General features: G+C 40.3%; 22 protein-coding genes. 18 read left to right on the forward strand and 4 right to left on the reverse strand.

The genetic code is table 11. The features are described 5' to 3' along the window. Positions 1-9 precede the first annotated feature (9 nt). From dxs to ACRYKC_RS13880, 10 genes are all read left to right on the forward strand, one after another. Complete coding sequence (gene dxs / locus ACRYKC_RS13835) at positions 10-1,899, forward strand: 1-deoxy-D-xylulose-5-phosphate synthase (protein ID WP_433807320.1); 1,890 nt, start codon at positions 10-12, stop codon at positions 1,897-1,899. Between the two features lie 4 nt (positions 1,900-1,903). Further along, on the forward strand, positions 1,904-2,722 hold the full coding sequence (locus ACRYKC_RS13840) for a TlyA family RNA methyltransferase (protein WP_433807322.1): 819 nt from the start codon (positions 1,904-1,906) through the stop codon (positions 2,720-2,722). A gap of 190 nt (positions 2,723-2,912) precedes the next feature. Then, positions 2,913-3,362, forward strand: a complete 450-nt coding sequence (gene ahrC, locus ACRYKC_RS13845) for a transcriptional regulator AhrC/ArgR (protein ID WP_085029578.1) — start codon at positions 2,913-2,915, stop codon at positions 3,360-3,362. A 16-nt stretch (positions 3,363-3,378) separates the two neighbouring features. Next, entirely contained in the window at positions 3,379-5,109 is a 1,731-nt protein-coding gene (recN, locus tag ACRYKC_RS13850; protein ID WP_433807324.1) for a DNA repair protein RecN, read from the forward strand. A 226-nt stretch (positions 5,110-5,335) separates the two neighbouring features. After that, positions 5,336-6,568, forward strand: coding sequence for a SpoIVB peptidase (gene spoIVB, locus ACRYKC_RS13855; protein WP_433807326.1), 1,233 nt, complete (start codon positions 5,336-5,338; stop codon positions 6,566-6,568). A gap of 66 nt (positions 6,569-6,634) precedes the next feature. Next, entirely contained in the window at positions 6,635-7,198 is a 564-nt protein-coding gene (locus ACRYKC_RS13860; RefSeq protein ID WP_433807328.1) for a helix-turn-helix domain-containing protein, read from the forward strand. After that, positions 7,162-8,025 (forward strand): IS3 family transposase, encoded by an 864-nt coding sequence (locus tag ACRYKC_RS13865; RefSeq protein ID WP_433807474.1) that lies wholly within the window; start codon positions 7,162-7,164, stop codon positions 8,023-8,025. Before ACRYKC_RS13860 ends, ACRYKC_RS13865 begins: the two co-directional genes overlap by 37 nt. A gap of 234 nt (positions 8,026-8,259) precedes the next feature. Continuing rightward, complete coding sequence (spo0A, locus tag ACRYKC_RS13870; RefSeq protein WP_433807330.1) at positions 8,260-9,039, forward strand: sporulation transcription factor Spo0A; 780 nt, start codon at positions 8,260-8,262, stop codon at positions 9,037-9,039. 692 nt (positions 9,040-9,731) lie between these two features. Next, a complete protein-coding gene (locus ACRYKC_RS13875; protein WP_433807332.1) occupies positions 9,732-10,160 on the forward strand; it encodes an endonuclease domain-containing protein in 429 nt (142 codons plus the stop codon). Positions 10,161-10,857: 697 nt separating this feature from the next. Then, positions 10,858-11,355, forward strand: a complete 498-nt coding sequence (locus tag ACRYKC_RS13880; RefSeq protein ID WP_433807334.1) for a hypothetical protein — start codon at positions 10,858-10,860, stop codon at positions 11,353-11,355. A 4-nt stretch (positions 11,356-11,359) separates the two neighbouring features. Here the strand turns inward: ACRYKC_RS13880 and ACRYKC_RS13885 are convergent, their stop codons facing one another. After that, a complete protein-coding gene (locus ACRYKC_RS13885) occupies positions 11,360-11,626 on the reverse strand; it encodes a hypothetical protein (protein WP_433807336.1) in 267 nt (88 codons plus the stop codon). Positions 11,627-11,819: 193 nt separating this feature from the next. Here ACRYKC_RS13885 and ACRYKC_RS13890 point away from each other — a divergent pair, with 193 nt between their 5' ends. Beyond that, on the forward strand, positions 11,820-13,208 hold the full coding sequence (locus ACRYKC_RS13890; protein WP_433807338.1) for an aspartate kinase: 1,389 nt from the start codon (positions 11,820-11,822) through the stop codon (positions 13,206-13,208). A gap of 123 nt (positions 13,209-13,331) precedes the next feature. Here ACRYKC_RS13890 and ACRYKC_RS13895 read toward each other — a convergent pair whose 3' ends face one another. The 3 genes from ACRYKC_RS13895 to ACRYKC_RS13905 all read right to left on the reverse strand — a co-directional run bounded on the left by ACRYKC_RS13895 (position 13,332) and on the right by ACRYKC_RS13905 (position 16,248). Continuing rightward, complete coding sequence (locus tag ACRYKC_RS13895) at positions 13,332-13,994, reverse strand: 3'-5' exonuclease (RefSeq protein ID WP_433807340.1); 663 nt, start codon at positions 13,992-13,994, stop codon at positions 13,332-13,334. Positions 13,995-14,071: 77 nt separating this feature from the next. Then, on the reverse strand, positions 14,072-15,979 hold the full coding sequence (locus ACRYKC_RS13900) for a DUF294 nucleotidyltransferase-like domain-containing protein (protein ID WP_433807342.1): 1,908 nt from the start codon (positions 15,977-15,979) through the stop codon (positions 14,072-14,074). A 35-nt stretch (positions 15,980-16,014) separates the two neighbouring features. Next, positions 16,015-16,248 carry a DUF2627 domain-containing protein gene (locus ACRYKC_RS13905; RefSeq protein WP_085029587.1) on the reverse strand — a complete coding sequence of 78 codons (234 nt, stop codon included), beginning with the start codon at positions 16,246-16,248 and terminating at the stop codon, positions 16,015-16,017. A gap of 134 nt (positions 16,249-16,382) precedes the next feature. Here ACRYKC_RS13905 and ACRYKC_RS13910 point away from each other — a divergent pair, with 134 nt between their 5' ends. From ACRYKC_RS13910 to ACRYKC_RS13940, 7 genes are all read left to right on the forward strand, one after another. Beyond that, positions 16,383-18,461 (forward strand): sigma-54 interaction domain-containing protein, encoded by a 2,079-nt coding sequence (locus ACRYKC_RS13910; RefSeq protein WP_433807344.1) that lies wholly within the window; start codon positions 16,383-16,385, stop codon positions 18,459-18,461. A 100-nt stretch (positions 18,462-18,561) separates the two neighbouring features. Beyond that, complete coding sequence (gene yqiS / locus ACRYKC_RS13915; protein WP_433807346.1) at positions 18,562-19,461, forward strand: phosphate butyryltransferase; 900 nt, start codon at positions 18,562-18,564, stop codon at positions 19,459-19,461. A gap of 14 nt (positions 19,462-19,475) precedes the next feature. Next, positions 19,476-20,570, forward strand: a complete 1,095-nt coding sequence (gene bcd / locus ACRYKC_RS13920) for a branched-chain amino acid dehydrogenase (protein ID WP_433807348.1) — start codon at positions 19,476-19,478, stop codon at positions 20,568-20,570. Positions 20,571-20,593: 23 nt separating this feature from the next. Next, entirely contained in the window at positions 20,594-21,679 is a 1,086-nt protein-coding gene (gene buk, locus ACRYKC_RS13925; protein WP_433807350.1) for a butyrate kinase, read from the forward strand. 16 nt (positions 21,680-21,695) lie between these two features. Then, the gene (gene lpdA / locus ACRYKC_RS13930) at positions 21,696-23,117 is read left to right on the forward strand and encodes a dihydrolipoyl dehydrogenase (protein ID WP_433807352.1); all 1,422 of its coding nucleotides are present in this window, start codon (positions 21,696-21,698) and stop codon (positions 23,115-23,117) included. 20 nt (positions 23,118-23,137) lie between these two features. Beyond that, positions 23,138-24,130 (forward strand): thiamine pyrophosphate-dependent dehydrogenase E1 component subunit alpha, encoded by a 993-nt coding sequence (locus tag ACRYKC_RS13935; RefSeq protein ID WP_433807354.1) that lies wholly within the window; start codon positions 23,138-23,140, stop codon positions 24,128-24,130. Between the two features lie 15 nt (positions 24,131-24,145). Continuing rightward, positions 24,146-25,129, forward strand: coding sequence for an alpha-ketoacid dehydrogenase subunit beta (locus ACRYKC_RS13940; RefSeq protein WP_085029594.1), 984 nt, complete (start codon positions 24,146-24,148; stop codon positions 25,127-25,129). Positions 25,130-25,139: the final 10 nt, after the last annotated feature.

Genomic DNA, 25,139 nt, shown 5'->3' on the forward strand with positions numbered 1-25,139 from the left:
GGTCCTTCAATGGATCTGTGCAAAATTACTGACCCTTCAATTTTGAAGGATATGAATAAAAACCAGTTGGAAGAAATGGCTGAAGACGTACGCCAATTCTTAATAGAAAATCTTTCTGTAACGGGAGGGCATTTAGGTGCGAATCTAGGGGTGGTGGAACTGACCCTTGCCTTGCACAAAGTTTATAAGAGCCCGACTGATCGTTTACTATGGGACGTTGGGCATCAATCCTACATTCATAAGATTCTTACAGGAAGAGGCGGACAATTCGAAACTCTCCGACAGTATCAAGGGTTATGCGGTTTCCCAAAACGTAATGAAAGTGAACATGATATTTGGGAGACTGGCCACAGTTCAACATCATTATCCGCAGCAATGGGAATGGCGATTGCACGTGATTTGAAAAATGAAAAACATTCTATCCTTCCTATTATTGGTGATGGGGCATTGACGGGCGGAATGGCTTTAGAGGCCTTGAACCATATTGGTCATGAGAAAAAGAATGTAACCGTTATCCTCAATGATAATGAAATGTCGATTGCCAAAAACGTAGGTGCGCTTCATGGTGCTTTAGGACGTATGAGAAGTGCTGGAAAGTACAACCGTGCAAAAGACGATTTGGAATGGCTCCTCAAAAAGATTCCAGCAGTCGGAGGAAAGATTGCACAAGCAGCAGAACGGTTGAAAGATAGTATGAAATACTTTGTTGTGCCAGGCATGTTTTTTGAAGAACTAGGCTTCACTTATTATGGCCCTGTTGACGGTCATGATTTTGACGACCTTTTGGAAAATCTAAACTATGCTAAAAAGACAAACGGACCTGTCATCGTTCATGTTATGACACAAAAAGGAAAAGGGTATCACCCTGCAGAAACAGATGTAAAAGACAAGTGGCATGGAGTAGGGCCATATAAAATTGAATCAGGAGAAAAGATCAAACCTACAGATGCTCCACCGGCATGGAGTTCTGTCATCAGCGAAGCTTTACGCGTAGAAGCACGTAAGGACAAGCGAATCGTAGCTGTGACTCCTGCCATGATTCTCGGGTCAAAACTTGATAAGTTCGGCGAGGAATTTCCGGACCGTTTATATGATGTAGGAATTGCAGAGCAGCATGCTACAACCCTATCTGCCGGCCTGGCTACCCAGGGAATGAAACCATTTTTGGCTATTTACTCTACGTTCCTGCAGCGGGGATATGATCAAGTTATCCATGATGTAGCGAGGCAGAATTTAAATGTTATCTTCGGTATAGACCGATCTGGACTCGTAGGAGCAGATGGAGAAACCCACCAGGGTGTTTTTGATGTGGCTTTCCTTCGTTCAGTTCCTAATATGATCATTAGTATGCCAAAAGATGAAAATGAAGCTCAACACCTCGTACACACAGCCGTTGAGTATGATGACGGACCTTTTGCTATCCGTTATCCTCGAGGTAACGCAAAGGGCGTGAACACTGATAAAGAATTACAAACGATTCCTATAGGAAGCTGGGAAGTATTGAAGGAAGGTAAAGATGCTTCCATCCTTACATTTGGTACAACCATTGATATGGCTTTAGAAGCAGCTCAACACTTAGAAGAAGATGGTTTGTCGATCAGAGTCATCAATGCTCGGTTTATTAAGCCTCTTGATAATGCCATGCTCCATGATCTGTTCAAAGAGGAGATCCCAGTGATAACCATTGAGGAAGCTGTTCTTAAAGGCGGTTTCGGATCGAGTGTTCTCGAATTTGCTGAAGAGAATGGCTACACTCCTTGGATAAAGCGTATGGGAGTGCCAGATCGATTTATTGAACATGGAAGTGTTAAGAAGTTATGGGAAGAGATTGGTCTAACACCAGAGAATATTAGTAAGAACTTAAAAGAAATGATTCCAACAAAAAAACAAAGGGCTTAAATATATGGGTAGAAAAGTACGTTTAGATGTATTATTAGTGGAAAAAGGGTATATAGAAACTCGTGAAAAAGCAAAGAGAACAATTATGGCAGGTCTAGTTTTTTCTGATCAAATGCGGCTGGATAAGCCCGGTCAAAAAATAGACGAAGATGCTCCGATCACAGTTAAAGGGAAAGCCATTCCCTATGTGAGTCGGGGAGGACTTAAGCTGGAAAAAGCATTAAAAGAATTCGATATTGATTTAAGTAATAAGATTATGATCGATATTGGGTCCTCCACGGGGGGATTTACAGATTGCGGTCTTCAAAATGGTGTGAAGATGAGCTACGCCATTGATGTGGGTTACAATCAGCTTGATTGGACACTTCGAAACCATCCTCAGGTTGTAGTAATGGAAAGAACTAACTTCCGTTATGTCACAAAAGAGGATTTAAAGGAAGGTACACCACAATTTGCATCGATTGATGTATCATTCATTTCGTTAAAAATTATCCTTCCTGTGCTTGCGAATCTGTTGGCCGAGAAGGGTGAGGTCGTTGCCTTGATTAAGCCTCAATTCGAAGCTGGGAGAGAGCAAGTCGGAAAAAAGGGGATTGTAAAGGACCCTAAAATTCATGCTCAGGTTATAAGGAACATTCTTGATTTCGCCGTAGAGCACAATTATTCTGTAGCTGGCTTGACTTATTCCCCTATTACCGGAGGAGACGGTAATATCGAGTTTCTCGTACACTTAGGGTTAGAAAGTGAAAAAGAAGGGGAAAATCTAACGGATGTCGAAATAGGTAATGTTATTGAACAAGCCCATGCTAACCATAGCAGATAGTCTCTATAAAATTGCTCTAATAAGTGCAACGAGAAATTATTCGAATACTTTGTGGTTATTCAAACTTTAAAGGGGCTGTATAAAGCCCTTTTTTATCGTCTTTGAGACATTCCCTAAATATTCAAAATAATAATCATCTCTAATATAGGCTTGCTTTCTTAGGCTTCAAGTTTTGAAACGGAGGATTTACATGAATAAAGGTCAGCGACATATAAAGATTAGAGAATTGATAACTAATGATGATATTGAAACGCAAGATGAATTAGTCGATCGGCTAAAAGGGATGGGTTACAATGTCACTCAAGCAACTGTTTCCAGAGACATTAAAGAGCTTCATCTTGTGAAGGTTCCAATGATGGACGGAAGATACAAATATAGTTTGCCTGCAGACCAGCGCTTCAATCCTTTTGAAAAATTAAAGAGATTAATGATGGACGCTTTTGTGAGCATTGATCGTGCAGGTCATTTCATCATCTTAAAAACGCTCCCAGGTAATGCAAATGCTGTAGGAGCCCTAATTGATAATCTGGACTGGGAAGAAATTATGGGGACGATATGCGGGGATGATACTTGTTTAATTATTTGCAGGAGTGAAGAGCAGACGGAAACGATAAGTGACCAATTGCTAAATATGCTATAACTGAGGTGGATCGTTCATGTTAACTGAATTATCTATACGCGACTTTGCTATTATTGATCAAATATCCATCAATTTTAAAGAAGGATTAACTGTTCTGACCGGAGAAACAGGAGCTGGTAAATCGATTATTATTGATGCGATTCAACTTTTGTCAGGCGGGCGAGGTTCAGTGGAATATGTGCGCCATGGGATGAAAAAAGCTGAAATTGAAGGATTGTTCACTGTTGAATCAGATCACCCTGTCCACCAGAAAGGAAATCAGTTTGGTGTAGACATCACTGATGATGGAATGGTTGTTCTTCATCGAACCATTACTCATCAAGGTAAAAGTATCTGCCGTGTAAACGGAAAGTTAGTTACTTTAGGCATACTTAAGGAGTTTGGACACACTCTTATTGATATCCATAGTCAACATGAGACTCAGTCTCTAATGGACCCGGATAGACACATTGAGCTCTTAGATCTGTTTGCCTCCTCTGATCTGGAAACTTCTATGAACGAATATCGATCAGTTTTTGAAAACTATAGGTCTTTACTAAAACGTTATAAAGAACTGAGTGAAAATGAGCAAGAAATGGCTCAACGTTTAGATCTGTTGGAGTTCCAGCTCCGTGAATTGCAGGCTGCAGAACTTAAGCCCAAAGAAGATGAAGAATTAACTGAAGAAAGAAATAAGTTAATGAATTACGAAAAGATTTATCAGGGTATAAACGATGCTTACAACTCCCTGTATGGTGAACAGAAAGGACTGGACTGGTTGAGTCATGCCATGACCTCTGTTGAGAGTATTTCTGATTATGATGACAGACTTTCTAAAATGTCTGAGGAACTGTCTAATTCTTATTACGTGATCGAAGAAATGACATTTGAACTAAGCAGTCAAATGGCAGAACTTGAATTTGATCCAGAGCGCTTGAATCAAATAGAATCCCGGCTCAATGAGTTGAACCGTTTAATGAAAAAATATGGTGCATCTGTAGAGGAAATGCTTGAGTATGCTTCTCGAATTGAAGAAGAGATCGATGAGATTCAAAACAAAGACTCCCATTTGAGTAAAATGGAAAAACAAATGAACGAATTAGGGCAAGATGCTGTAGTTGAAGCTAAAAATATTCATGATATCCGTTCAAGAGCTTCTGATATTCTTTCCGAGTACATTCATGAGGAACTGAAAGGTCTTTATTTGGAGAAAGCTTCTTTTGCGGTGGATATCCAACTTAAAGAGGGACGCTCTAACGATCCTGAAATTGACGGTATTCCTGTACATCTTCAATCTAATGGGTTTGACATCGTTAAATTTCTAATTACAACAAATCCTGGCGAGCCTTTAAAAGAAATACATAAAATAGCTTCTGGCGGTGAAATGTCTCGTATTATGCTTGCCCTAAAAACGATCTTCAGCAGACATCAAGGAGTGACCAGTGTCATATTCGACGAAGTAGACACTGGAGTAAGCGGTCGAGTCGCTCAATCGATTGCTGAAAAGATCCATGGGATATCCGTTGGTTCACAGGTATTATGTATTTCCCATCTTCCTCAAGTTGCTGCTATGGCTGATACGCATCTTCGCATTGAAAAACGTGTTGATAATGACAGAACCTTCACTGGCGTTACAGAACTAAAATATGAAGAAAAAGCTGATGAACTATCGCGGATGATGACAGGTGCTGAATTAACAGAAACAACGCTTGAACATGCACGAGAACTGTTAAAACTTGCTGAAAAGCATAAGCATCATCAATTATAAAGAATAGCAAATGCTAAACGTACAGAATTTTGTTCTGTACGTTTTTTATTTGTGGACTAATTATAGAGTCTTCGTTATTCATAAAAATATACATTGGAGAATGTTTCTTTCCAAGGTAATCGGTACTATAATTACTGTGATTATGCTCGTTTAAAATATCACTTCAAAGACCACATTATAAGTAAGCCATTGAGTTGGTACTGGAGTGATAAGGAGTGTTGAACCCTTGAATCAAAAGACAAAGATAAGATATATCTGTGGTTCTGTTCTCCTGCTGTTGATGCTTAGTTTACCTTTATTAAGTCCCATACAAAATTATTTGTCCATTCCTACGGAAGTGAAAGTCACTGCTTCAGAAGACGCTACACCGGTTTTCAAAAATGAAGCCATGACTGCTTTCTCTTCTTCCAATGACAACCAGATTTTTTATGAATTTGCAGGTGTTCCATTAAAGAAAACCGATCTTCAGACCATGAAGGATATTCGTCTGATTCCTGGCGGTCAATCGGTTGGTGTAGAACTCCATACTAAAGGAGTTTTAGTTGTAGGGCATCACCTAGTCAAAGGAAACGGAGAAAGGAAATCTTCACCTGGTGAAGATGCAAATGTACAAGTTGGGGACATTTTGCTAAAAGGAAATGACCAAGAACTCAATAGTATGGAGGATTTATCCTCCCTGGTCAAAAAATCAGGCGAAGATGGGAAGGCCATAAAGCTAACCATTAAAAGAGGAAAAGAAATAATGAAGACTTCATTGACACCATCTTATAACAATGAAGAGAAGGAATACCAAGTAGGTTTGTATATCCGTGATTCTGCTGCAGGAATAGGAACAATGACCTTTTATCATCCTGAAAGTAAAAAATATGGAGCACTAGGTCATGTTATATCAGATATGGATACGAAAAAACCTATTGAGATACACGAGGGAACCATTGTTAAATCCCACGTCACTTCCATTGAAAAAGGAAGTCAAGGAATACCTGGAGAGAAAAAAGCACGGTTCTCATTAAAGGATGACCGATTAGGAACGATTACTAAAAATACACCGTTTGGAATCTTCGGTAAACTGGATGGCAAAATGAGCAACACTGCCTATCCAAAAGGTCTACCCATTGGATTTTCAAATCAGGTGGAGGAAGGCCCTGCTGAAATTTTAACTGTATTGAACGGAGATAAGATGCAATCGTTTGATGTAGAAATAGTCAGCAACATGCCTAAGAAAAGCCCCGTAACCAAAGGTATGATCGTTAAAATAACCGATCCTGATCTACTTGATAAAACGGGCGGAATCGTTCAAGGAATGAGCGGTAGTCCCATTATACAAAATGGAAAAATAATTGGTGCAGTCACTCACGTATTCGTCAATGATCCGACTAGTGGATATGGCGTACACATTGAGTGGATGCTACAAGAAGCCGGTATAGAAATATATGAAGAAGGTCAAAAAGCAGGTTAAAAAAGAGCTCATAGGTAGTGCACCCCGGAAGTTAGAGTAAAAAATCTAACTTCCGGGGTGTTTTGTATGGCAAAGTATAGTAAGGAATTTAAATTGAAGGTGGTAAGGGAATATCTCCAAGGACATCAAGGGTACCTTTTATTAGCTAAAAAGTACTCGATCCCTAGTGATACTCAAATTTTACGTTGGGTTCATGCTTATCAAGCATTCGGAGAAGAAGGGTTAAAAAGGAAGCATTCTAAAAAAGTCTACCCTGTCCAATTCAAGATGGATGTATTAAACTTTAGGAAACAGACAGGAGCTTCTCTTCAGGAGACTGCGATTGCTTTTCAACTGAACAACCCTGCGTTAATTGCGAGCTGGTTTAACACATTTCAGAAGGAAGGGATCGAAGGCCTCCAGGAAAAAGCGAAAGGACGGCCCTCTATGTCAAAAAATCCTAAGAAAAAGTCACCCAAAACAGAAAAAGCATCAACTCGGGAAGAACAATTAGAACGTGAAAATGAACTCCTACGTTTAGAGAATTCTTATCTAAAAAAGTTAAAAGCTTTTCAAGAGAATCCGAATGCCTATCTCGAAAAGCACAAGCAGCGCTGGTATTCGAACTCAAACAAGAAGGATTCAAAGTAAAAGATGCTTTACGGAGAGTGGGCATTCCTGAAGCCACGTACCATTACCAGAGAAAGCAGTTACAGAAAGAAGATCCGAATAAAGAGTGGAAAGAAATGATTACGAAACTCTTCCATGAGCACGGCGGGACCTATGGCTATCGCCGCATTTTCTTCGAACTCAGAAACCAGGGTCATATCATCAACCATAAAAAAGTGCAACGGATCATGAGTGAGTTAGGCTTGAAATGCGAAAAATTCACCCGGAAATCCCGGTATAAATCGTACAAAGGTACGGTTGGGAAAGTGGCTGAAAACCGATTAAAACGCAGGTTCCATACGCCCATCCGCCTCCAAAAATTAGTCACGGATGTAACGGAATTCAAATGTGCAGGAAATGAGAAACTTTATTTGAGTCCGATCATGGACGTATTCAATGGAGAAATCATCTCTTTTGGCATTTCCAAACGACCAACCCTGGACTTTGTTCTGAAGCCGTTGAATGAAGTATTGGAAACTATCCAAACGGAAGCCAAATACCGGACAACCATCCACTCTGATCAAGGCTGGCATTACCAACACAACAAGTGGGTGAAAACCTTAAAGAAACATCGCATCTTCCAAAGTATGTCCAGGAAAGCGAACTGCGCAGATAATGCGGCCATGGAGAATTTTTTCGGGATTCTGAAACAGGAAATGTATTATGGAGAAGAACTGGTTTCTTATGAAGAGCTTAAAAGAAAACTAGAAGCATACATGGACTACTACAATTATGAACGCATAAAAGCAAAATTGGCTGGTTTAAGTCCCATCCAATACCGGACTCAAACCAGCCAATCAGCTTCATAATAAAAACTCTAACTTTTAGGGGTCACTACCATAGTGGGCTCTTTTTTTTGGTTCGACATTCATCGACAAATAAAATTAAATTATGTCGAAAAACTGCGTTTATTAAAGTATTTTTAAGCATTTTGAAGATATTCTCAATTTTAATATTTTTTTTGTTATAATAAAAAAGGGATATATTCCCGCATGTCGAATAGGACATAAAAGGGAACGAGGATCTTATAAGGAGGAAATTAAATGGAAAAGATCAAAGTTTGTTTGGCTGATGATAATCGTGAACTTGTAAAGCTTCTTGAGGAATACTTTGAAGATACTAACGATATTGAAGTTGTCGGGGAATCGTATAACGGAAAAGATTGCCTGTCAATGGTGGAAGAAAAGCAACCTGATGTCTTAATTCTTGATATCATCATGCCCCATTTAGATGGACTGGCTGTCTTGAATAAGCTGAGAGAATTTGAAAAAGCCCCTGAAGTCATTATGTTGACTGCTTTTGGGCAAGAAGAAGTAACTAAAAAGGCTGTAGAGCTAGGTGCTGCTTATTTCATGATGAAGCCATTTGATCTTGACCATCTTGGTGAACAGGTACGTCAAATCAAACATTCCGGCGATCCGATTAATCGAGCAATCGGCAGCAGCTATAGTTCAACGAAGAGTAAAAAACCTGATCTGGATACAAGCATTACGCACATTATCCATGAAGTAGGTGTTCCAGCGCATATTAAAGGATATCAGTATCTACGTGAAGCAATTACAATGGTTTATAACGATCTAGAACTACTTGGCTCAATCACTAAAGTTCTTTACCCTGATATAGCAACTAAGTATAACACGACTGCCTCAAGAGTTGAACGAGCTATCCGTCATGCCATTGAAGTTGCTTGGAACCGAGGTAACATCGACGCTATTTCTTCTTTATTTGGGTACACGATTTCAAATACGAAAGCTAAACCGACGAACAGTGAATTTATTGCCATGGTTGCCGATCGGTTACGTTTAGAGCACAAAGCGAGCTGACGCGATTTTGACCCGTTCCATAACACAAACATAGCGATAAACTTGTCCCGCAAACCTATAAACGAAGTTATGTAAGTCTATTTACGTCCTTGTTCATCGGTCCGTCCGATAAAGAAAGGGCGTTTTATTTTTGAATACGTTATTAATTGAGGTAGACCGTTACATGAGTGACTGCCAGAGTCAAAAATTATCGAAAGACTATGCGAAGTTACAACCTAACATTACGATAATTTCTCCGTTATCTTAACGAGCAGCATGGCGTAATAGAGCCGTGGACAGTGAAAACAGAACATATTCGAGGTATTTCGCTCTCACGCGATTTCCTCTAGAGTACCGAGATCGTTAAACAGATTCACCGTATGTATTTAAGTAGTTACGTGGTAATAAGTGGACGTCCGGAACATCGAAAATGCTTTTCATAAGCATGGCCGATTAGTTAGCGTAGAAGTACAACCGCGCCAGCTCGGAATAACTTCGATATTTATTATTTGGTTAATGGCGGAGACTGGGCGACTCTCAGTTGGATCCTTGGCCATTCTAACGTAGAGGTAACTCAGCAATCGTATTTAGACTTTAAAGACTAAGAGGTAAACCGTAAGTATCAACGACATTTCAACGCTCAATAACCTTGGTATATGATTTAGTTTTAAAGAGTGATAAGAAGTTTTTATAATATTAGGGGTGTTGTAAATATGGATAAAATACAATTAATCGAGTATGCTGTATTCTTTTTATTGTTAATTCTACCTATTGCACTAGCTATACGCTTTTTCTCAAACTATGATCCGATAAAAGAGGAAGGTGCGAGGTGTGAGTCCTATATTGAAAAACGTTTATACAACGGCTTAGTAAAGTGCGGAATGATCCCTCGTGCTCAATTTGAGGCTGGCAGGAACTATCGTATAGACCTTTCATTTCCTGAATCAAAAATAGCGATTGAATGCGATGGAAAGGCGTTCCACTCTTCACCTGCTCAGAAGGCCCATGACCGGAAAAAGGATCGTTATCTTAGATCGCAAGGATGGACGGTGCTTCGTTTCAGTGGATCGATGATAAACCGTGAATTGTCGAGAGTGATTGGTGAGATTACTCAGGAACTAAATGGACGAGAAAGCAAGTAACAATTCGTAACATATTTGTTGATATTGTCAGTATACGCATGAGTTTTACCAGCCACGATAGCCTGCAGAACGCCTGTCTCGAAATCTCGGGGTTTTATCATACCGACACTATGCCGTAGTCAACCGTTTATGCACGTACTTATAATTCCGCCATTACGCTTTACCTACGTAACAATGCGGGGCGACCAGTTGCATAAACGGATACATAATCGAAAGCCTTCTTTACCTCAGTTATAACGTTCGTGAGTGAACGTGTCAGAACATGCTTTTGTTACATTGGATATGCGAGGTTATGCGTATTTATACAGGCGCCAGTGGCCGAGAAATATGCCAGGGGCAAGGTTAGTCCGGAGGTTCGCATCCGAGTAAATTCAGAATGCGAGAACTATTTCGCAAACTTGGGCGCTAAAAATTTTGCGCTATACCTTTTTAACCTCGGGGCTTAATCGGTCCTTTTCGCTTTGTTACGTGTTCCCTTTTAAGTTTACTGTTAGTATAAAGATTTATTTTCGAAATTTATGTTTGTGAGAAGGATAAACATCATTACATTATAACAAGGGAAGAAAAAATAAGGAAAACAGAAGAATTATTATATACTTTTGAGCTGCCTGAGAAGGGAAGGTTAAAGGGGAAATCCAAACAGGAAATCTTTAAGGGTACCAAAAATGAAGATGCGATTGCTTATGAGAATGGTCTAGTGGTTGATGCTCTATCAAAAATAGTCCTGTATCAGTATAAGAAGCTCATAGTCCCTTCGGATATAAAAGGAGCACTCAATCTTAGTAAATTTATGACATTTGTCTTGAGAGATATGGGTGGATTTCAGACGATTCGAGGTAACCGTGTAGATGAAGTTGAAGAAATAACAGTGCGTGATCGTAACTACATGAGAGATTATATTGAAAATTTTAATTCAAGTGACAAGACAGGTCGTGGATATGACTTACTGAAAAAAGAACTTGAGAAAATTGGATCTCAATTAAAAGAGATTAAACCTTATGTAAACGAGTATGATACCCTTATGACTTGGATTCATGAAACAAAAGGTTATGTGAGTAAGGCCTCAACCTACTCAATGCGAGAGTGGGAAAAAGCATATGATGCTTATATTCAAGCAAGTAAAAATATAGTTGAAATGCATGACATGATTAGAATTGTACAAGAAAAGAACAAACTACAAGCTCTAATGAGATGAAATCCTAAAAATCATATATTAACTTTGCGTTTTCTCGATTATCAAACTTTCCTTGATCAATCAAATCGATAAAGGGTAGTAAGCGGTTATGTGTTTGCTCATCCAAGAATTCTATACCTTCTCTTTTTACTACTCGAAAACAAAAAGGGAGGTCCAGGTACTGGATGATAATGTAACGATGTCCCATATCAACAAAGGTGCAATAAACCATAAGTTCACTTTGTTCTGGATAGTATCTATAACCACCCATTCCATCTCGCCTGTAAATCATTACGAGTAGACCTCCTTTCCAACTATGAATTTAAAGCTGTATTCATTATACATGAATGAGTGGTAATTTTATAAAAGAATGGTTTTATTTTTCCAAATTAAACTTTTTTGACTTTTCGGTTCATTTACAAGCACTATTTGTGATACAATTCTTAATTATTAATCTCTTTAGTCAATTGATGGGGTGTTTACATATGAAGGTAGTTAAATTTGGCGGCAGCTCTGTCGCAAATGCAGATCAAATCCACAAAATAACAAATATCATTGAATCTGATCCAAGCAGAAAGGTGATTGTCGTTTCAGCTCCAGGGAAGCGGTATAAAGAAGATACGAAGATAACCGATTTATTAATAAATCTTGGGGAATCGATTGAACAAAATAAAGCAAGCGAAGATATATATGGTCAGATCTCTGACCGATTTCAGTCAATGATTGCTGAATTAGGCCTTTCTGGCGATGTATGGAGCAAGATAAAAGAAAAAATTGATGGATCTATTGATTTAATTAAGCAAGGAGACAAGCAAGGTATAGATGCTTTGAAGTCTTGTGGTGAAGATGGATCTGCGCTGTTAGTTAGTGCTTATTTGCAACACAAAGGGACTTCAGCTTCCTATGTTAATCCGAAAGAAGCAGGAATTCTTGTAAGAGACCAACCAGGTGGTGCCATTGTATTAGACGAGAGCTTTGAAAAGCTTTTTGAATTAAGGGGTCGAGAAGAAACTTTGGTCATCCCTGGCTTTTTCGGTTTTACACCAGAGGGTAAGCTAGTTACTTTTTCTAGGGGTGGCTCTGACATTACAGGGTCTATTGTCGCAGCAGGATTAAAGGCTGAGTTATATGAAAACTTTACGGACGTAGATTCGGTATATTGCGTTAACCCAATGATTGTTGAAAATCCGAAGCAGCTTACGTCACTAACATATCGAGAAATGCGCGAGCTTTCCTATGCAGGGTTTTCTGTGTTTCATGATGAAGCTCTTATCCCTGCTTTTAAGGAAAAGATTCCTGTGTGCATCAAAAATACGAATAATCCATCTGCACCTGGTACTATGATTGTTGCTGAACTTCCGCAAAGAGAAGGACATGTCGTAGGTATAGCTAGTGATACTGGATTTTTGAACTTATATGTTAGTAAGTATTTAATGAACAGAGAAATTGGCTTTGGAAGACGCTTATTACAAATCCTTGAAGATGAAGGAGTTTCATTCGAACATGCTCCTTCTGGAATTGATGATATGTCAGTAGTCTTAAGAGAAAACCAACTTCCGAAAAAGAAGGAAGAAGTTGTTGTACAACGAATAAAAGACGAGCTTAAAGTAGATATGGTTATGATTGAGAGAGAAATGGCAATGATTATGATTGTCGGAGAAGGAATGAACCAGACGGTAGGTATCGCTAGTAATGCGGCCAGGGCTTTTAGAGAAGCTGGTGTAAATATAGAGATGATTAACCAAGGTTCATCTGAAGTCTCTATGATGTTTGGTGTGAAGTCCCAAAACCTATCTACAGCAGTCCAGTCTTTATATAAGACATTTTTTGAGAGTGCGTCTATAACTAAAGATCCAGTTCATGAAGACTTATGATTTTGTTTCTGAGAGGAATTGTTTAACACTAAGAGAAATGCGCGGGGAACATAAACTTTCTTTGAACATGTAGTACCTTTTTTTCTATACTACCATTAGATAAAAAAAGAGCGAAGCCAGCATTTACTTTTGCTGCTTCGCTTTTTTTTGTTTCTCAAGGATATGGGTCAGCTCGTCCAGTGTCGAGATTTCTTTCTCAAGTGTTATGGAAAGAAGTTCACTGAACAATTCCGCTGTCATTATGGCATCATTCAGCGCATGGTGACGTGCCCTTTTCTCAATGCCAAACTGTTTTAATAAAGGATCGAGTTGATGTTTAACCGAGGGAAGAAGCCACTGAGCCAAAAGCTGCGAATCAATCACCGGCGGATGATAAGAAGGAAGCTTCCATCGTTTTAACATGGTTTGAAGAAAACGCATATCAAATTTTGCCGGATGAGCCACAAGGACGGAACCTTCACTAAACTCCATAAAATTTTGGAATCCTTCTATAAAAGGGCTGGCATTTCTTAAGCGATCCCTGGTTAATCCTGTTAAACTTAATGTTTGGTTATTCACAGGGCGAATCGGTCGAATAACCTGGTGAAAGGTTTTACGATGACAAGCATCAAGCCCTTGAAGTCTTATAGCACCGATAGAGATGATTTCATGACCGATTTCTGGAAGAAACCCGGTCGTTTCTAAGTCGAAGATGGTGTAATCGAGATCTTTTAAAGGGTTACTTCCGAAGCTCTTATTGGAAGTTTCTAATTTTTCTTCGAGTTGGCGGTACGTATTCCATTTCAAATAAGGTTTTATTTTGAAATGATAAATGGGCTTCTCAAAAAAAATATATTTTAATATTTGTAAGTCAATTGGTAACATTAAACCACCCGATTTCGGTTATAACTCAATTCAAGAACTTGTTGCAGACGCTTAGCGATGATCAGAGCTTCTCTAAGTGATCGTCGCTCGTCCTTTTTCATTTGAGTAAGTTTGAGATCGTTAGACAAAGTTTCATTCTCTTTTAATTGTTTCAGGTTCTCTTTTAGCCTAAATAACATTAATCGATGCAGGGCTGTCTTTGCATTCTCCACATCTCTTGGGTGAAACCGCTCCTGTTCTGCTAGTGCTTCCAGACGGTTCACAGTATTGATTTCTTCAATGCCATATTTCATGCTGTATATTCGGATCGCATTGACGATTTGCATGATCGCTGATTTTTTCAGATTTAATGTCCTTTTTTTACCCACTCCGGAAATCCGTCCAAATGGTTGAACAGGTACTCTGAAGCGAAGCGTGTCCTTCATAAGTAATTGATGAAGATTCAATGATTTTTGAACTCTTTTTGTCACGTATTTTTTTAAGTCGTAAGCAAGGGAGTAATCTCCGAAGATTGGGCGAAAGTCCATGAAAATAGTGAAGTCCCTTATTTCTTCCGCATCCATTTTTTCAATCCATGAATTAACTACTTCATGCCATTCGCTTTTTTGTTTTCTCCATTTTTCTTCTTTTGCCATTATTCCGCCATTACAGTAAGGAAAGCCGCACTCATCGAGCATGCGATTTATCTTTTTAGCAAAGATTAAAAAATACTCGTCTATACGTGCCTTATGCTTCGAGTGACTGTAATCAGATAGGATCATACCATTGTCCTGGTCAGTAGAGAATGCCTGCTCTTTCCTTCCTTCACTGCCCATGACTAAAAAGCAATAATTAATCGGAGGAGGACCGAATCCTTCAGCAATCATCTGATCCTCAGCAATTTGTACAATTTGCTTATGAATCCGGTCATTATAATTCGTAATCAATTCGGCAATATCATAGGCAAACATATTTTCGTTGATTAGGCTTGAGACGAATTGCTGAAAACGTTCGTTGTAGACTGGGGACAGCTTTTTTATCTCTTCCGGATTTGTTGCATTGGAGATTCTGTAAGTCAAATCAAAGTACACAGAGTTCTTTATTGTAAAAAATGAAGACTGCCTCAGAATACCTACAACAAACCCTTTATGGAGTACAGGGATTATCTCTGTGGGGTGATGTTTCAAATAGCTCAGTGCATCATAAATGAATTCCTGCTGATTGATTTCATAAGATTCTTCTCCCATGTAAGCTTTGACTGGATTGCGATGGTCATTTTCAAAGTACGCTCTTAGAATCTCTGCATATCCAATCATACCGAGCATTGTTTTTTGGTCTTCACTTACAATTAGGGCTTCGATTTTTTGCTGCTCCAGCATCCGTGCTGCTTTCTCTATCGAAGCTTCGGGATGAATGAAGGTAGGTGGTTCCATAAAAGCATCAGCACGCTTTTTGTAAAGTTCACGATCATCCTGTTCATCTGTCGTCGAGCTCTTATACTTAATTTCATCATAAAGGCTTTTCATCAAGTGGCTGATGCCGTCCATTACAACCTTGGAAAACTGTGTATTATTTGACATAACCTTTAAAAACGCTTCACGTTCAAAGCATAATGTTTTAACAGGCTCCAGAGCTTGTACGGAAAATCTCATCTCTCCACTAGTCAGAAGAATCATGACGCCAACAAGGTCACCTGGATAATAAAAACGGACGGAAAGCTGACGTCCGTTAGAACGGTGCATGATATTATTGGCTAAGCCAGATACTAAGAAGTGAATATCGATCGTGTCATCCGACTGATCTTCATGGATAATAAATTCATTTGTACTATATTCCTTTACTACTGCTTTTCCGAAAACCTCTTGAAATTCCTCTTCTGTAAGTAAATCAAAAGGGTATTGCTTCTTGAATAACTCGAACTCTGTCACAGAGCAAAACTCCTTCTTTATATTGTGCAGTTCTATTAGTTGTTTTTGAAACGTCCCTTAGTAAGGTTTCTTTTTCGATCTCTGTGTAGTATAAACCCACCAATAAAGGCTATCCCGCCAACAACAAAAATGACTCCGAGCAGGCCTTGGACAGCGATATGCATAAAGATCGGATGAAATTCTCCAAATAGCGCATCTCTTATTAGTTTAATGCCGTACATGGCAATGAGTCCTGGGGTTACTAAAAGTAATAATGCAATTAAACGCATTGTTAAAAACTCCTTTTATTCAGTCCTCGTCTAGTATATCAAAAGCTGCTAGTTGTGGGAATACAATCGCGCTTGCTAAATCATGCAGAATAATGTAGGATAAAGATGCGCAAATTTTTGCAGGGTGTGATGAAATGAAAAGAGTGTTAATTGTCGGAGCAGGCAAAGGTGGTACAGCCCTGTTGAAGTTACTAAACGAAACTGATCGAATGAAAATTGTTGCTGTAACAGATCCCAACCCCGAAGCTCAGGGGTTGAAGCTGGCAAAATCCTATGATATTCCTACAGGTAGGTCCTGGGAAGATTGGATACATAAAGAAATCGATATTGTTATTGAAGCAACAGGAGAAGAAGAAGTCTTTAACGCGATCAGAACCAAACGCCAGCGGTCAACAGTGGTCATTCCTGGGTCCGTTGCCTATATAACGTCAGAACTCTTAGAAGAGAAGGAAGCACTCGTCAAAGAATTGAAACAGCAGACTGAGAACCAACACCTTATTCTAAACAGCATTCATGATGGAATGATTGTTATCAACGTGGATGGGGATGTTTCTTTTATTAATCGAAGTGCTGAACGAATCGTGAATGTAAATCGAAAAGACGTAGTAGGAAAACCTGTAAAAACCATTATCCCTGACTCGAGGCTCCCGAAAGTGTTGAGCTCTAAGAAGAAAGAAGTAAATCAAAAGCTCGAACTTGATAATGGAAAAAAAGTGATTACAACACGGATTCCGATGATCGGGCCTGATGGTAAAGCAATTGGTGCCTACGCTGTATTTCAAGATATAACAGAAGTTGTTCATTTAGCTGAAGAGGTCACAGACCTGAAGGAAGTAAAAACGATGTTAGAGGCGATTATCCATTCTTCAGATGAAGCGATTTCTGTCGTAGACGAAAATGGAAACGGTTTAATGATTAACCCTGCCTATACAAGAATTACTGGACTAACAGAGAATGATATCGTTGGGAAACCTGCTACTGTAGACATTTCTGAAGGGGAAAGCATGCACATGAAAGTGCTGAGAACGAGGAGGCCTGTCAGAAGTGTTCGTATGAAAGTCGGCCCTAGTGATAAAGATGTTCTTGTCAATGTTGCCCCTGTTATCGTAGACGGTAAGTTGAAAGGTAGTGTTGGAGTACTTCATGATGTCTCTGAGATCCAATCTTTGACTAGCGAATTGAAAAGGGCAAGACAAATCATCCGAAGCTTGGAAGCTAAATATACATTTGATGACATCATTGGGGAATCACCTGAAATGACCCTTGCCCTGGAGCAAGCGAAAGTTGGTGCGAGAACGCCTGCTACAGTATTGCTTAGGGGAGAATCAGGGACTGGTAAAGAACTTTTTGCTCACGCCATTCATAATGAGAGTAAGCGGCGCCATAATAAGTTTATCCGTGTGAATTGTGCGGCTATTGCAGAATCTCTATTGGAGAGCGAACTATTCGGATATGAAGATGGAGCTTTCTCAGGAGCAAAACGAGGTGGAAAAAAAGGACTGTTTGAAGAAGCGAATTATGGAAGTATCTTTTTGGATGAGATCGGAGAATTGACTTTACCTATGCAAGCAAAACTGCTAAGGGTACTCCAGGAGAATGAAATCCTTAGGGTAGGAGGAACGAAGCCTGTTCATGTCGACGTCCGTGTTATTGCAGCCACTAATGTCAATCTTGAAAAAGCAATCATGAATAAAACATTTAGGGAAGACCTCTATTACAGATTAAATCGATTGCCTATTTACATTCCTCCATTAAGAGAACGAAAAGAAGATTTGCCTCAATTGACGGACCATCTGATACAGAAGTTAAACGAGGATTATGGAAGGCATGTGACCTCAATAGAAGAAAAAGCTTTTAAAAGATTGGAAGAATACGATTGGCCAGGGAATGTCCGTGAATTAGAGAATATTATTGGCAGAGCTATGATCTATATGGAAAATCTTGAAGAAGAGATACGACCTGAACATATTCCTACTCTGAGTAAGCAGTCTTCAAATTCCATACGTTCTACGGAAAGTGAAAATGCCTGGCTTGGAGAAACGCTGCAGCAAGCTGTTGATGAATATGAGAAAAGACTTCTGGCAGATGCTTTTCGCGCCCATGATTTTAACAAAACTCAAACGGCAAAGGCATTAGGAATTTCTATCCGAAATTTATACTATAAACTAGATAAATACAATTTAGATAAAAATAGCATGCAAAGATTTTCATAATGAAAGAATTTGCATGTGAGAAAATGCTCCATAAACGTTTGTATAAGGATAGGGGACTTGGCATGATTTTTGCATTGTATAGAGTAGAAGAGGTGACATCATGAAATCATTAGACGAAATGCTGGAACAGGTGGATAGAGATCAACCCAAAACGGTTGCAGTTGCCCAGGCAGCTGATGCAGAGGTTCTGAGAGCGGTAAAAAAAGCTTATGAACTTGGAATTGCTCACTTTGTATTAGTAGGTGAGGGAGAATCGCTATCTAATTTAGCCAAGGAGGCTGGGCTGGATCTTAATCAAGATGGTATAAAAATAATGAATTGTCCTCCAGAAGATGCGGCTCAAATGGCAGTCAAAACTGTTCATGAAGGGGAAGCTCATGTGGTTATGAAAGGACATATCGATACAAAGTCCCTTTTGAAAGCCGTTTTAGATAAACAATTTGGGCTAAGATCTAAGGGTGTTTTATCACATGTGGCCTTATTTGAGGTACCAGGTAGAGATAAGCTCATTTTCTTGACTGATGCGGCAATGAATATTGCCCCTACCCTTGAAGAAAAAATTTCAATCATTAATAACGCTGTAGAGGTAGCAAAGAAAGCCGGTTTAAAAAAGCCTAAAGTCGCTCCGCTGGCAGCTGTAGAGGTTGTAAATCCAGCGATGGAAGCAACAAAGGATGCAGCCGTTTTAAGCCAGATGAATCGAAGAGGTCAAATTAAGGACTGTCTAGTAGATGGACCGCTTGCTTTTGATAATGCAGTGGACTCAAATGCAGCCAGACAGAAAGGAATCAATTCAGAAGTTGCCGGACAAGCCGATATTCTAGTAGCTCCTACGATTGAAGTAGCTAATGCCTTATATAAATCTTTTATGTATTTTGCTAACGCTAAAGTAGCCGCTGTCATTAGTGGAGCGAAAGCACCGATCGTGTTGACCTCGCGCGCAGATACGGCTGAAAGTAAAGTTTATTCTCTGGCCCTTGCCCTACAATCCAGCAAATAACAGGAGGAATTACAATGGAAATTTTCAACTATATGAAAGAATATGACTACGAGCAATTAGTGTTTTGCCAAGATGAGCAGTCTGGTTTAAAAGCGATTATTGCTATCCATGATACGACACTAGGACCAGCTTTAGGCGGGACTCGCATGTGGACTTACGCTTCCGAAGAGGACGCAATTGAAGATGCTCTTCGACTGGCCAAAGGAATGACCTATAAAAATGCAGCGGCTGGACTTAACCTTGGTGGAGGTAAAACAGTTATCATCGGAGATCCGAAACAGGATAAAAATGAGGAAATGTTCCGAGCGTTCGGCCGTTTCATTCAAGGGTTAAATGGACGTTATATCACTGCTGAAGACGTTGGTACTACTGTACAAGACATGGATCTGATTCATGAAGAAACAGATTACGTAACAGGGATTTCACCCGCTTTCGGTTCTTCAGGAAACCCTTCCCCAGTAACGGCTTATGGTGTTTATCGAGGAATGAAAGCAGCAGCGAAAGAAGGGTTCGGTTCGGATTCTCTAGAAGGAAAAACCGTAGCAGTCCAAGGTGTCGGAAATGTGGCCTTCAACTTATGTCGCCACTTGCATGAAGAAGGAGCTCAATTAATTGTAACGGATATCAATAAAGAAGCTGTTCAGCGGGCAGTAGACGAGTTCGGTGCGAAAGCTGTCGATCCTGACGATATCTACAGTGTTGAATGTGATATTTACGCTCCTTGTGCGCTTGGTGCTACTATAAATGATGAAACAATCCCTCAGTTAAAAGCAAAAGTCATTGCAGGTGCAGCAAACAATCAGCTGAAGAACACTACTCATGGTGACATCCTGCACGAAAAAGGCATCGTTTACACTCCAGATTACGTCATCAACGCAGGTGGTGTTATAAACGTTGCGGATGAACTTCATGGATACAACAAAGATCGTGCAATGAAACGAGTGGAAACGATCTATGATAATGTGTCTCGCGTTTTCGAAATCTCACGCCGCGATGACATTCCAACCTATGCAGCAGCAGATCGAATGGCAGAAGAACGTATCGAACGCCTGCGTCGCTCTCGCAGTCAGTTCCTTCAAAATGGTCACCACATACTAAGTAGAAAATAAACAAGTATCGGAGGTCAAAGGCTGTGCAAAAACATCGAATCCTAGTGATCAATCCAGGATCCACTTCAACCAAGATCGGCGTCTTTGACGATGAAGAAGTAGTTTTTGAGAAAACGATTAGGCATCAGCCTGAGGAAGTTAATCAATACAAGCGGATCATTGATCAATATGAATTTAGAAAAAATGTCATTCTTAGTGAATTAGATAAAGAAGGCATTAATATAAGCAAACTCAGCGCGGTGTGTGGACGAGGCGGTCTGCTTCGTCCAATTGAGGGCGGAACTTATGAAGTTAACGACGCTATGCTAGAAGATTTGAAAAACGGATATAATGGTGAGCATGCCTCGAATTTAGGAGGTATCATCGCTAATGAAATCGCCAAAGGGTTAAATATAGGAGCATACATCGTCGACCCTGTTGTTGTCGATGAGCTCCAAGATTTAGCTAGAGTTTCAGGTGTTCCTGAAATCCCGCGAAAAAGTATCTTCCACGCATTAAATCAAAAAGCAGTGGCTAGACGAGCAGCTAAGGATTTGCACATGAGTTACCGAGAGTCCCGACTTATTGTTACTCACATGGGAGGTGGCATCACGGTCGGTGCCCATGAAAACGGACGTGTCATTGATGTAAATAATGGTCTTCATGGGGATGGTCCTTTTTCGCCAGAAAGAGCTGGGACGGTTCCTGCAGGGGATCTTGTTTCCTTATGCTATTCAGGACAGTATTACAGGGATGAAGTGATGAAAAAGCTCGTTGGTCAAGGAGGATTAATGGCTTATCTTGACACGAATGATGCTCGGGAAGTTGAAAAAATGGTAGAACACGGTGATAAGAAAGCAAAGCTTGTCTTTGATGCTATGGCCTATCAAATTGCAAAAGAGATCGGTAGTATGAGTGCTGTTTTACAAGGAAAAGTCGATGCGATTGCTTTAACTGGAGGCCTTGCTTACGGAAAGGCTTTTGTAGAAGAAATATCGAAGCGGGTTCACTGGATTGCTGACGTCCTTGTTTATCCAGGTGAAAATGAATTAGAAGCATTAAATGAAGGAACACTCCGCATCTTGAACAATGAAGAAGTTCCTAAACAATATCCTAATTTCGCAGAATAGGAAGGAGAGTCCTTACATGGCTCAAGAATACGATTTAGTTGTGCTCGGTGGAGGGACAGGCGGTTACGTTGCAGCCATACGTGCCTCCAAGCTGGGATTGAAAGTAGCAATGGTTGAGAAGCGAGAGCTAGGAGGAACATGTTTGCACAGAGGCTGTATTCCTTCAAAAGCTTTGCTTCGAAGTGCTGAAGTTTTTCGCCAAACGAAAGAAGCAGGCCATTACGGAATAATGACAGAACAGCCAACGCTCAATTTCACAAAAGTACAAGAACGAAAACAGTCGATTGTGGACACATTACATAAAGGTGTTCAAGGCCTTATGAAAAAAGGGAAAATTGACGTTTATGAAGGTTTTGGCAGAATTCTGGGACCTTCCATATTTTCCCCAACGGCAGGGACAATTTCGGTGGAAATGAACAACGGAGAAGAAAACGAAATGCTAATCCCTAAAAATGTACTAATCGCGACAGGTTCCAGTCCAAAGTCATTACCAGGTTTGGAAGTGGATGGGGATTTTGTAATGACTTCTGATGATGCACTCCAAATGGAGGAGCTTCCAAAGTCTATTATCATTGTAGGTGGTGGTGTCATTGGTATCGAATGGGCATCCATGCTTGCTGATTTTGGAGTAGAAGTGACTGTACTGGAATACCTTCCAAAAATCTTGCCTACCGAAGATCATGAAGTGTCTAAAGATATGCAGAAGCAAATGAAGAAAAAAGGAGTCAACATCATCACAGGTGCGAAAGTGATGGCCGACACGCTTAATAGAAATGAAGGCGTATCCATTCAAGCTGAAGTGGACAGTGAAACCGTTACTTACGAAGCGGAGAAAATGCTCGTATCTGTGGGGCGTTCAGCAAACGTAACAAACATAGGGCTAGAGAATACCGATATTGTAGTCGAAAATGGCGTGATCGAAACGAACAAATATTATCAAACGAAAGAATCCCACATTTATGCAATCGGAGATGTCATTGGAGGCATGCAGCTTGCACATGTGGCTTCCCATGAAGGGATGATTGCTGTTGAGCATATGGCCAACCAAAACCCTCATCCAATGAATCCTGAACAAGTGCCGACTTGTATCTATTCAAACCCGGAAGTGGCGAGTGTCGGTTTAACAGAAGAGCAGGCAAAAGATCAAGGTTATGAAATCAAAGTTGGGAAATTTCCATTCCAAGCAATTGGAAAAGCACTTGTTTTTGGTGAAACAGATGGGTTTGTCAAAATCATTGCAGATAAGGACTCAGATGATTTATTAGGTGTCCATATGGTAGGTCCTCACGTCACTGACATGATTTCTGAAGCAGGTCTTGCTAAAGTACTGGATGCAACTCCTTGGGAGATTGCTGAAAGTATTCATCCACACCCGACATTGGCTGAAGCCATTGGCGAAGCTGCTATGGCAGTAGATGGAAACCAAATTCACGGATAAGGATTAAAGGAGGGAATAAGATGGCTGAAAATCGCCATAAATCATTAGGATTGAGTGATGAAGAAGTATTGGACATGTTCAGAACAATGTTATTAGCAAGAAAAATCGATGAACGTATGTGGTTGTTAAACCGAGCAGGTAAAATCCCGTTCGTCATTTCTTGTCAGGGGCAAGAAGCAGCCCAAGTTGGAGCTTCATTTGCTCTTGATCGTGAGAAAGATTATGCGCTTCCTTACTACCGGGATATGGGAGTCGTGCTTTCGTTTGGAATGACTGCGCAGGATCTCATGCTTTCAGGATTTGCGAAAGCGGAAGATCCTAATTCTGGAGGTCGCCAGATGCCAGGCCACTTTGGGCAAAAGAAAAATCGTATCGTAACAGGATCTTCCCCTGTAACCACACAAGTTCCTCATGCTGTTGGAATTGCACTTGCTGGCAAAATGGAGAAAAAGGATTTCGTTTCTCTTGTAACCTTTGGGGAAGGCTCATCTAACCAGGGTGATTTCCATGAAGGGGCAAACTTCGCGGGTGTACACAAGTTGCCGGTCATTTTTATGGTTGAGAACAACAAGTATGCCATCTCTGTTCCCGTGTCGAAGCAATTGGCTTGTGAAAAAGTATCCGACCGTGCCATTGGTTATGGAATGCCTGGATATACAGTTGATGGAAATGATCCATTGGCAGTATATGAAGCTGTTAAAGCAGCGGCTGACCGTGGACGTACCGGAGAAGGCCCTACGCTGATCGAAACCGTCTCCTATCGATTGACTCCGCACTCCAGTGATGACGATGACAGGACATATCGAGAAAGAGAAGAAGTAGAGGAAGCCAAGAAGAAGGATTCTATCGTAACGTTTGCAAACTACTTACGAGAACAGAATATTTTGACTGAAGAGAAAGAAGAAGAAATGATTAAAGAACTTGATCAACTAGTCAATGAAGCGACAGATTATGCTGAAAATGCAGCCTATGCTGAAGCTGAATCCGCATTGAACTATGTATTTGAAGAGTAAGGAGGGGGAGATAACATGGCTGTAATATCTTATATTCAAGCTGTAACGCAGGCGTTGAGGGAAGAAATGCAACGTGATGATAAAGTTTTTGTGCTAGGAGAAGATGTTGGGAAACGCGGAGGTGTCTTCCGTGCCACAGACGGCCTCTATGATGAATTCGGTGAAGATCGTGTGCTAGATACACCACTTGCTGAATCGGCTATTGCAGGTGTGGGGATCGGCGCAGCTATGTACGGAATGCGTCCGGTTGCTGAAATGCAGTTTGCAGACTTTATTATGCCAGCTGTAAACCAAATTATTTCAGAGGCTGCAAAAATCCGTTACCGTTCTAACAACGACTGGAATGCTCCTATTACTATTCGTGCTCCATACGGTGGCGGAGTCCATGGAGCTTTGTACCATTCTCAATCCGTTGAAGCGGTTTTTGCAAATCAGCCTGGCCTGAAAATTGTCATGCCTTCTACCCCGTATGATGTAAAGGGGCTTTTAAAAGCATCCATTCGGGATAATGACCCCGTTCTGTTCTTTGAGCACAAACGCGCTTATCGTTTGATTAAAGGAGAAGTACCTGAAGAAGATTATACACTGCCTCTCGGAAAGGCCGATGTAAAACGTGAAGGGTCTGACATTACGGTCATTACTTATGGATTATGTGTTCACTTTGCTCTTCAAGCGGCAGAGAAACTTGCGGAAGAAGGAATTGATGCGCACATTCTTGATCTGAGAACGGTCTATCCGCTTGATAAAGAAGGTATTATTGAAGCGGCTTCAAAAACAGGTAAGGTTCTCCTGGTAACAGAAGATAACAAAGAAGGCGGGATCATTTCTGAAGTCTCAGCGATTATCAGTGAAAACTGCTTGTTTGATTTAGATGCTCCCGTTCAGCGTTTGGCAGGCCCTGATGTGCCATCCATGCCTTATGCTCCAACAATGGAAAAATACTTTATGATGAATCCAGATAAAGTGGAAAAAGCGATGCGCGATCTCGCTGAATTTTAATTGAAGGAGG

The organism is Halobacillus sp. A1-3 (genome assembly GCF_050971765.1).
Taxonomy (GTDB): domain Bacteria; phylum Bacillota; class Bacilli; order Bacillales; family Halobacillaceae; genus Halobacillus; species Halobacillus mangrovi_B.

What these genes read in the sequence shown, in the direction of transcription:
- dxs (WP_433807320.1), top strand. Translation starts at nt 10, where the DNA reads ATGGATCTGTGCAAAATTACTGACCCTTCAATTTTGAAGGATATGAAT.
- ACRYKC_RS13840 (WP_433807322.1), top strand. Translation starts at nt 1,904, where the DNA reads ATGGGTAGAAAAGTACGTTTAGATGTATTATTAGTGGAAAAAGGGTAT.
- ahrC (WP_085029578.1), top strand. Translation starts at nt 2,913, where the DNA reads ATGAATAAAGGTCAGCGACATATAAAGATTAGAGAATTGATAACTAAT.
- recN (WP_433807324.1), top strand. Translation starts at nt 3,379, where the DNA reads ATGTTAACTGAATTATCTATACGCGACTTTGCTATTATTGATCAAATA.
- ACRYKC_RS13860 (WP_433807328.1), top strand. Translation starts at nt 6,635, where the DNA reads ATGGCAAAGTATAGTAAGGAATTTAAATTGAAGGTGGTAAGGGAATAT.
- spo0A (WP_433807330.1), top strand. Translation starts at nt 8,260, where the DNA reads ATGGAAAAGATCAAAGTTTGTTTGGCTGATGATAATCGTGAACTTGTA.
- ACRYKC_RS13875 (WP_433807332.1), top strand. Translation starts at nt 9,732, where the DNA reads ATGGATAAAATACAATTAATCGAGTATGCTGTATTCTTTTTATTGTTA.
- ACRYKC_RS13885 (WP_433807336.1), bottom strand. Translation starts at nt 11,626, where the DNA reads ATGATTTACAGGCGAGATGGAATGGGTGGTTATAGATACTATCCAGAA.
- ACRYKC_RS13890 (WP_433807338.1), top strand. Translation starts at nt 11,820, where the DNA reads ATGAAGGTAGTTAAATTTGGCGGCAGCTCTGTCGCAAATGCAGATCAA.
- ACRYKC_RS13905 (WP_085029587.1), bottom strand. Translation starts at nt 16,248, where the DNA reads ATGCGTTTAATTGCATTATTACTTTTAGTAACCCCAGGACTCATTGCC.
- ACRYKC_RS13910 (WP_433807344.1), top strand. Translation starts at nt 16,383, where the DNA reads ATGAAAAGAGTGTTAATTGTCGGAGCAGGCAAAGGTGGTACAGCCCTG.
- yqiS (WP_433807346.1), top strand. Translation starts at nt 18,562, where the DNA reads ATGAAATCATTAGACGAAATGCTGGAACAGGTGGATAGAGATCAACCC.
- bcd (WP_433807348.1), top strand. Translation starts at nt 19,476, where the DNA reads ATGGAAATTTTCAACTATATGAAAGAATATGACTACGAGCAATTAGTG.
- lpdA (WP_433807352.1), top strand. Translation starts at nt 21,696, where the DNA reads ATGGCTCAAGAATACGATTTAGTTGTGCTCGGTGGAGGGACAGGCGGT.
- ACRYKC_RS13935 (WP_433807354.1), top strand. Translation starts at nt 23,138, where the DNA reads ATGGCTGAAAATCGCCATAAATCATTAGGATTGAGTGATGAAGAAGTA.
- ACRYKC_RS13940 (WP_085029594.1), top strand. Translation starts at nt 24,146, where the DNA reads ATGGCTGTAATATCTTATATTCAAGCTGTAACGCAGGCGTTGAGGGAA.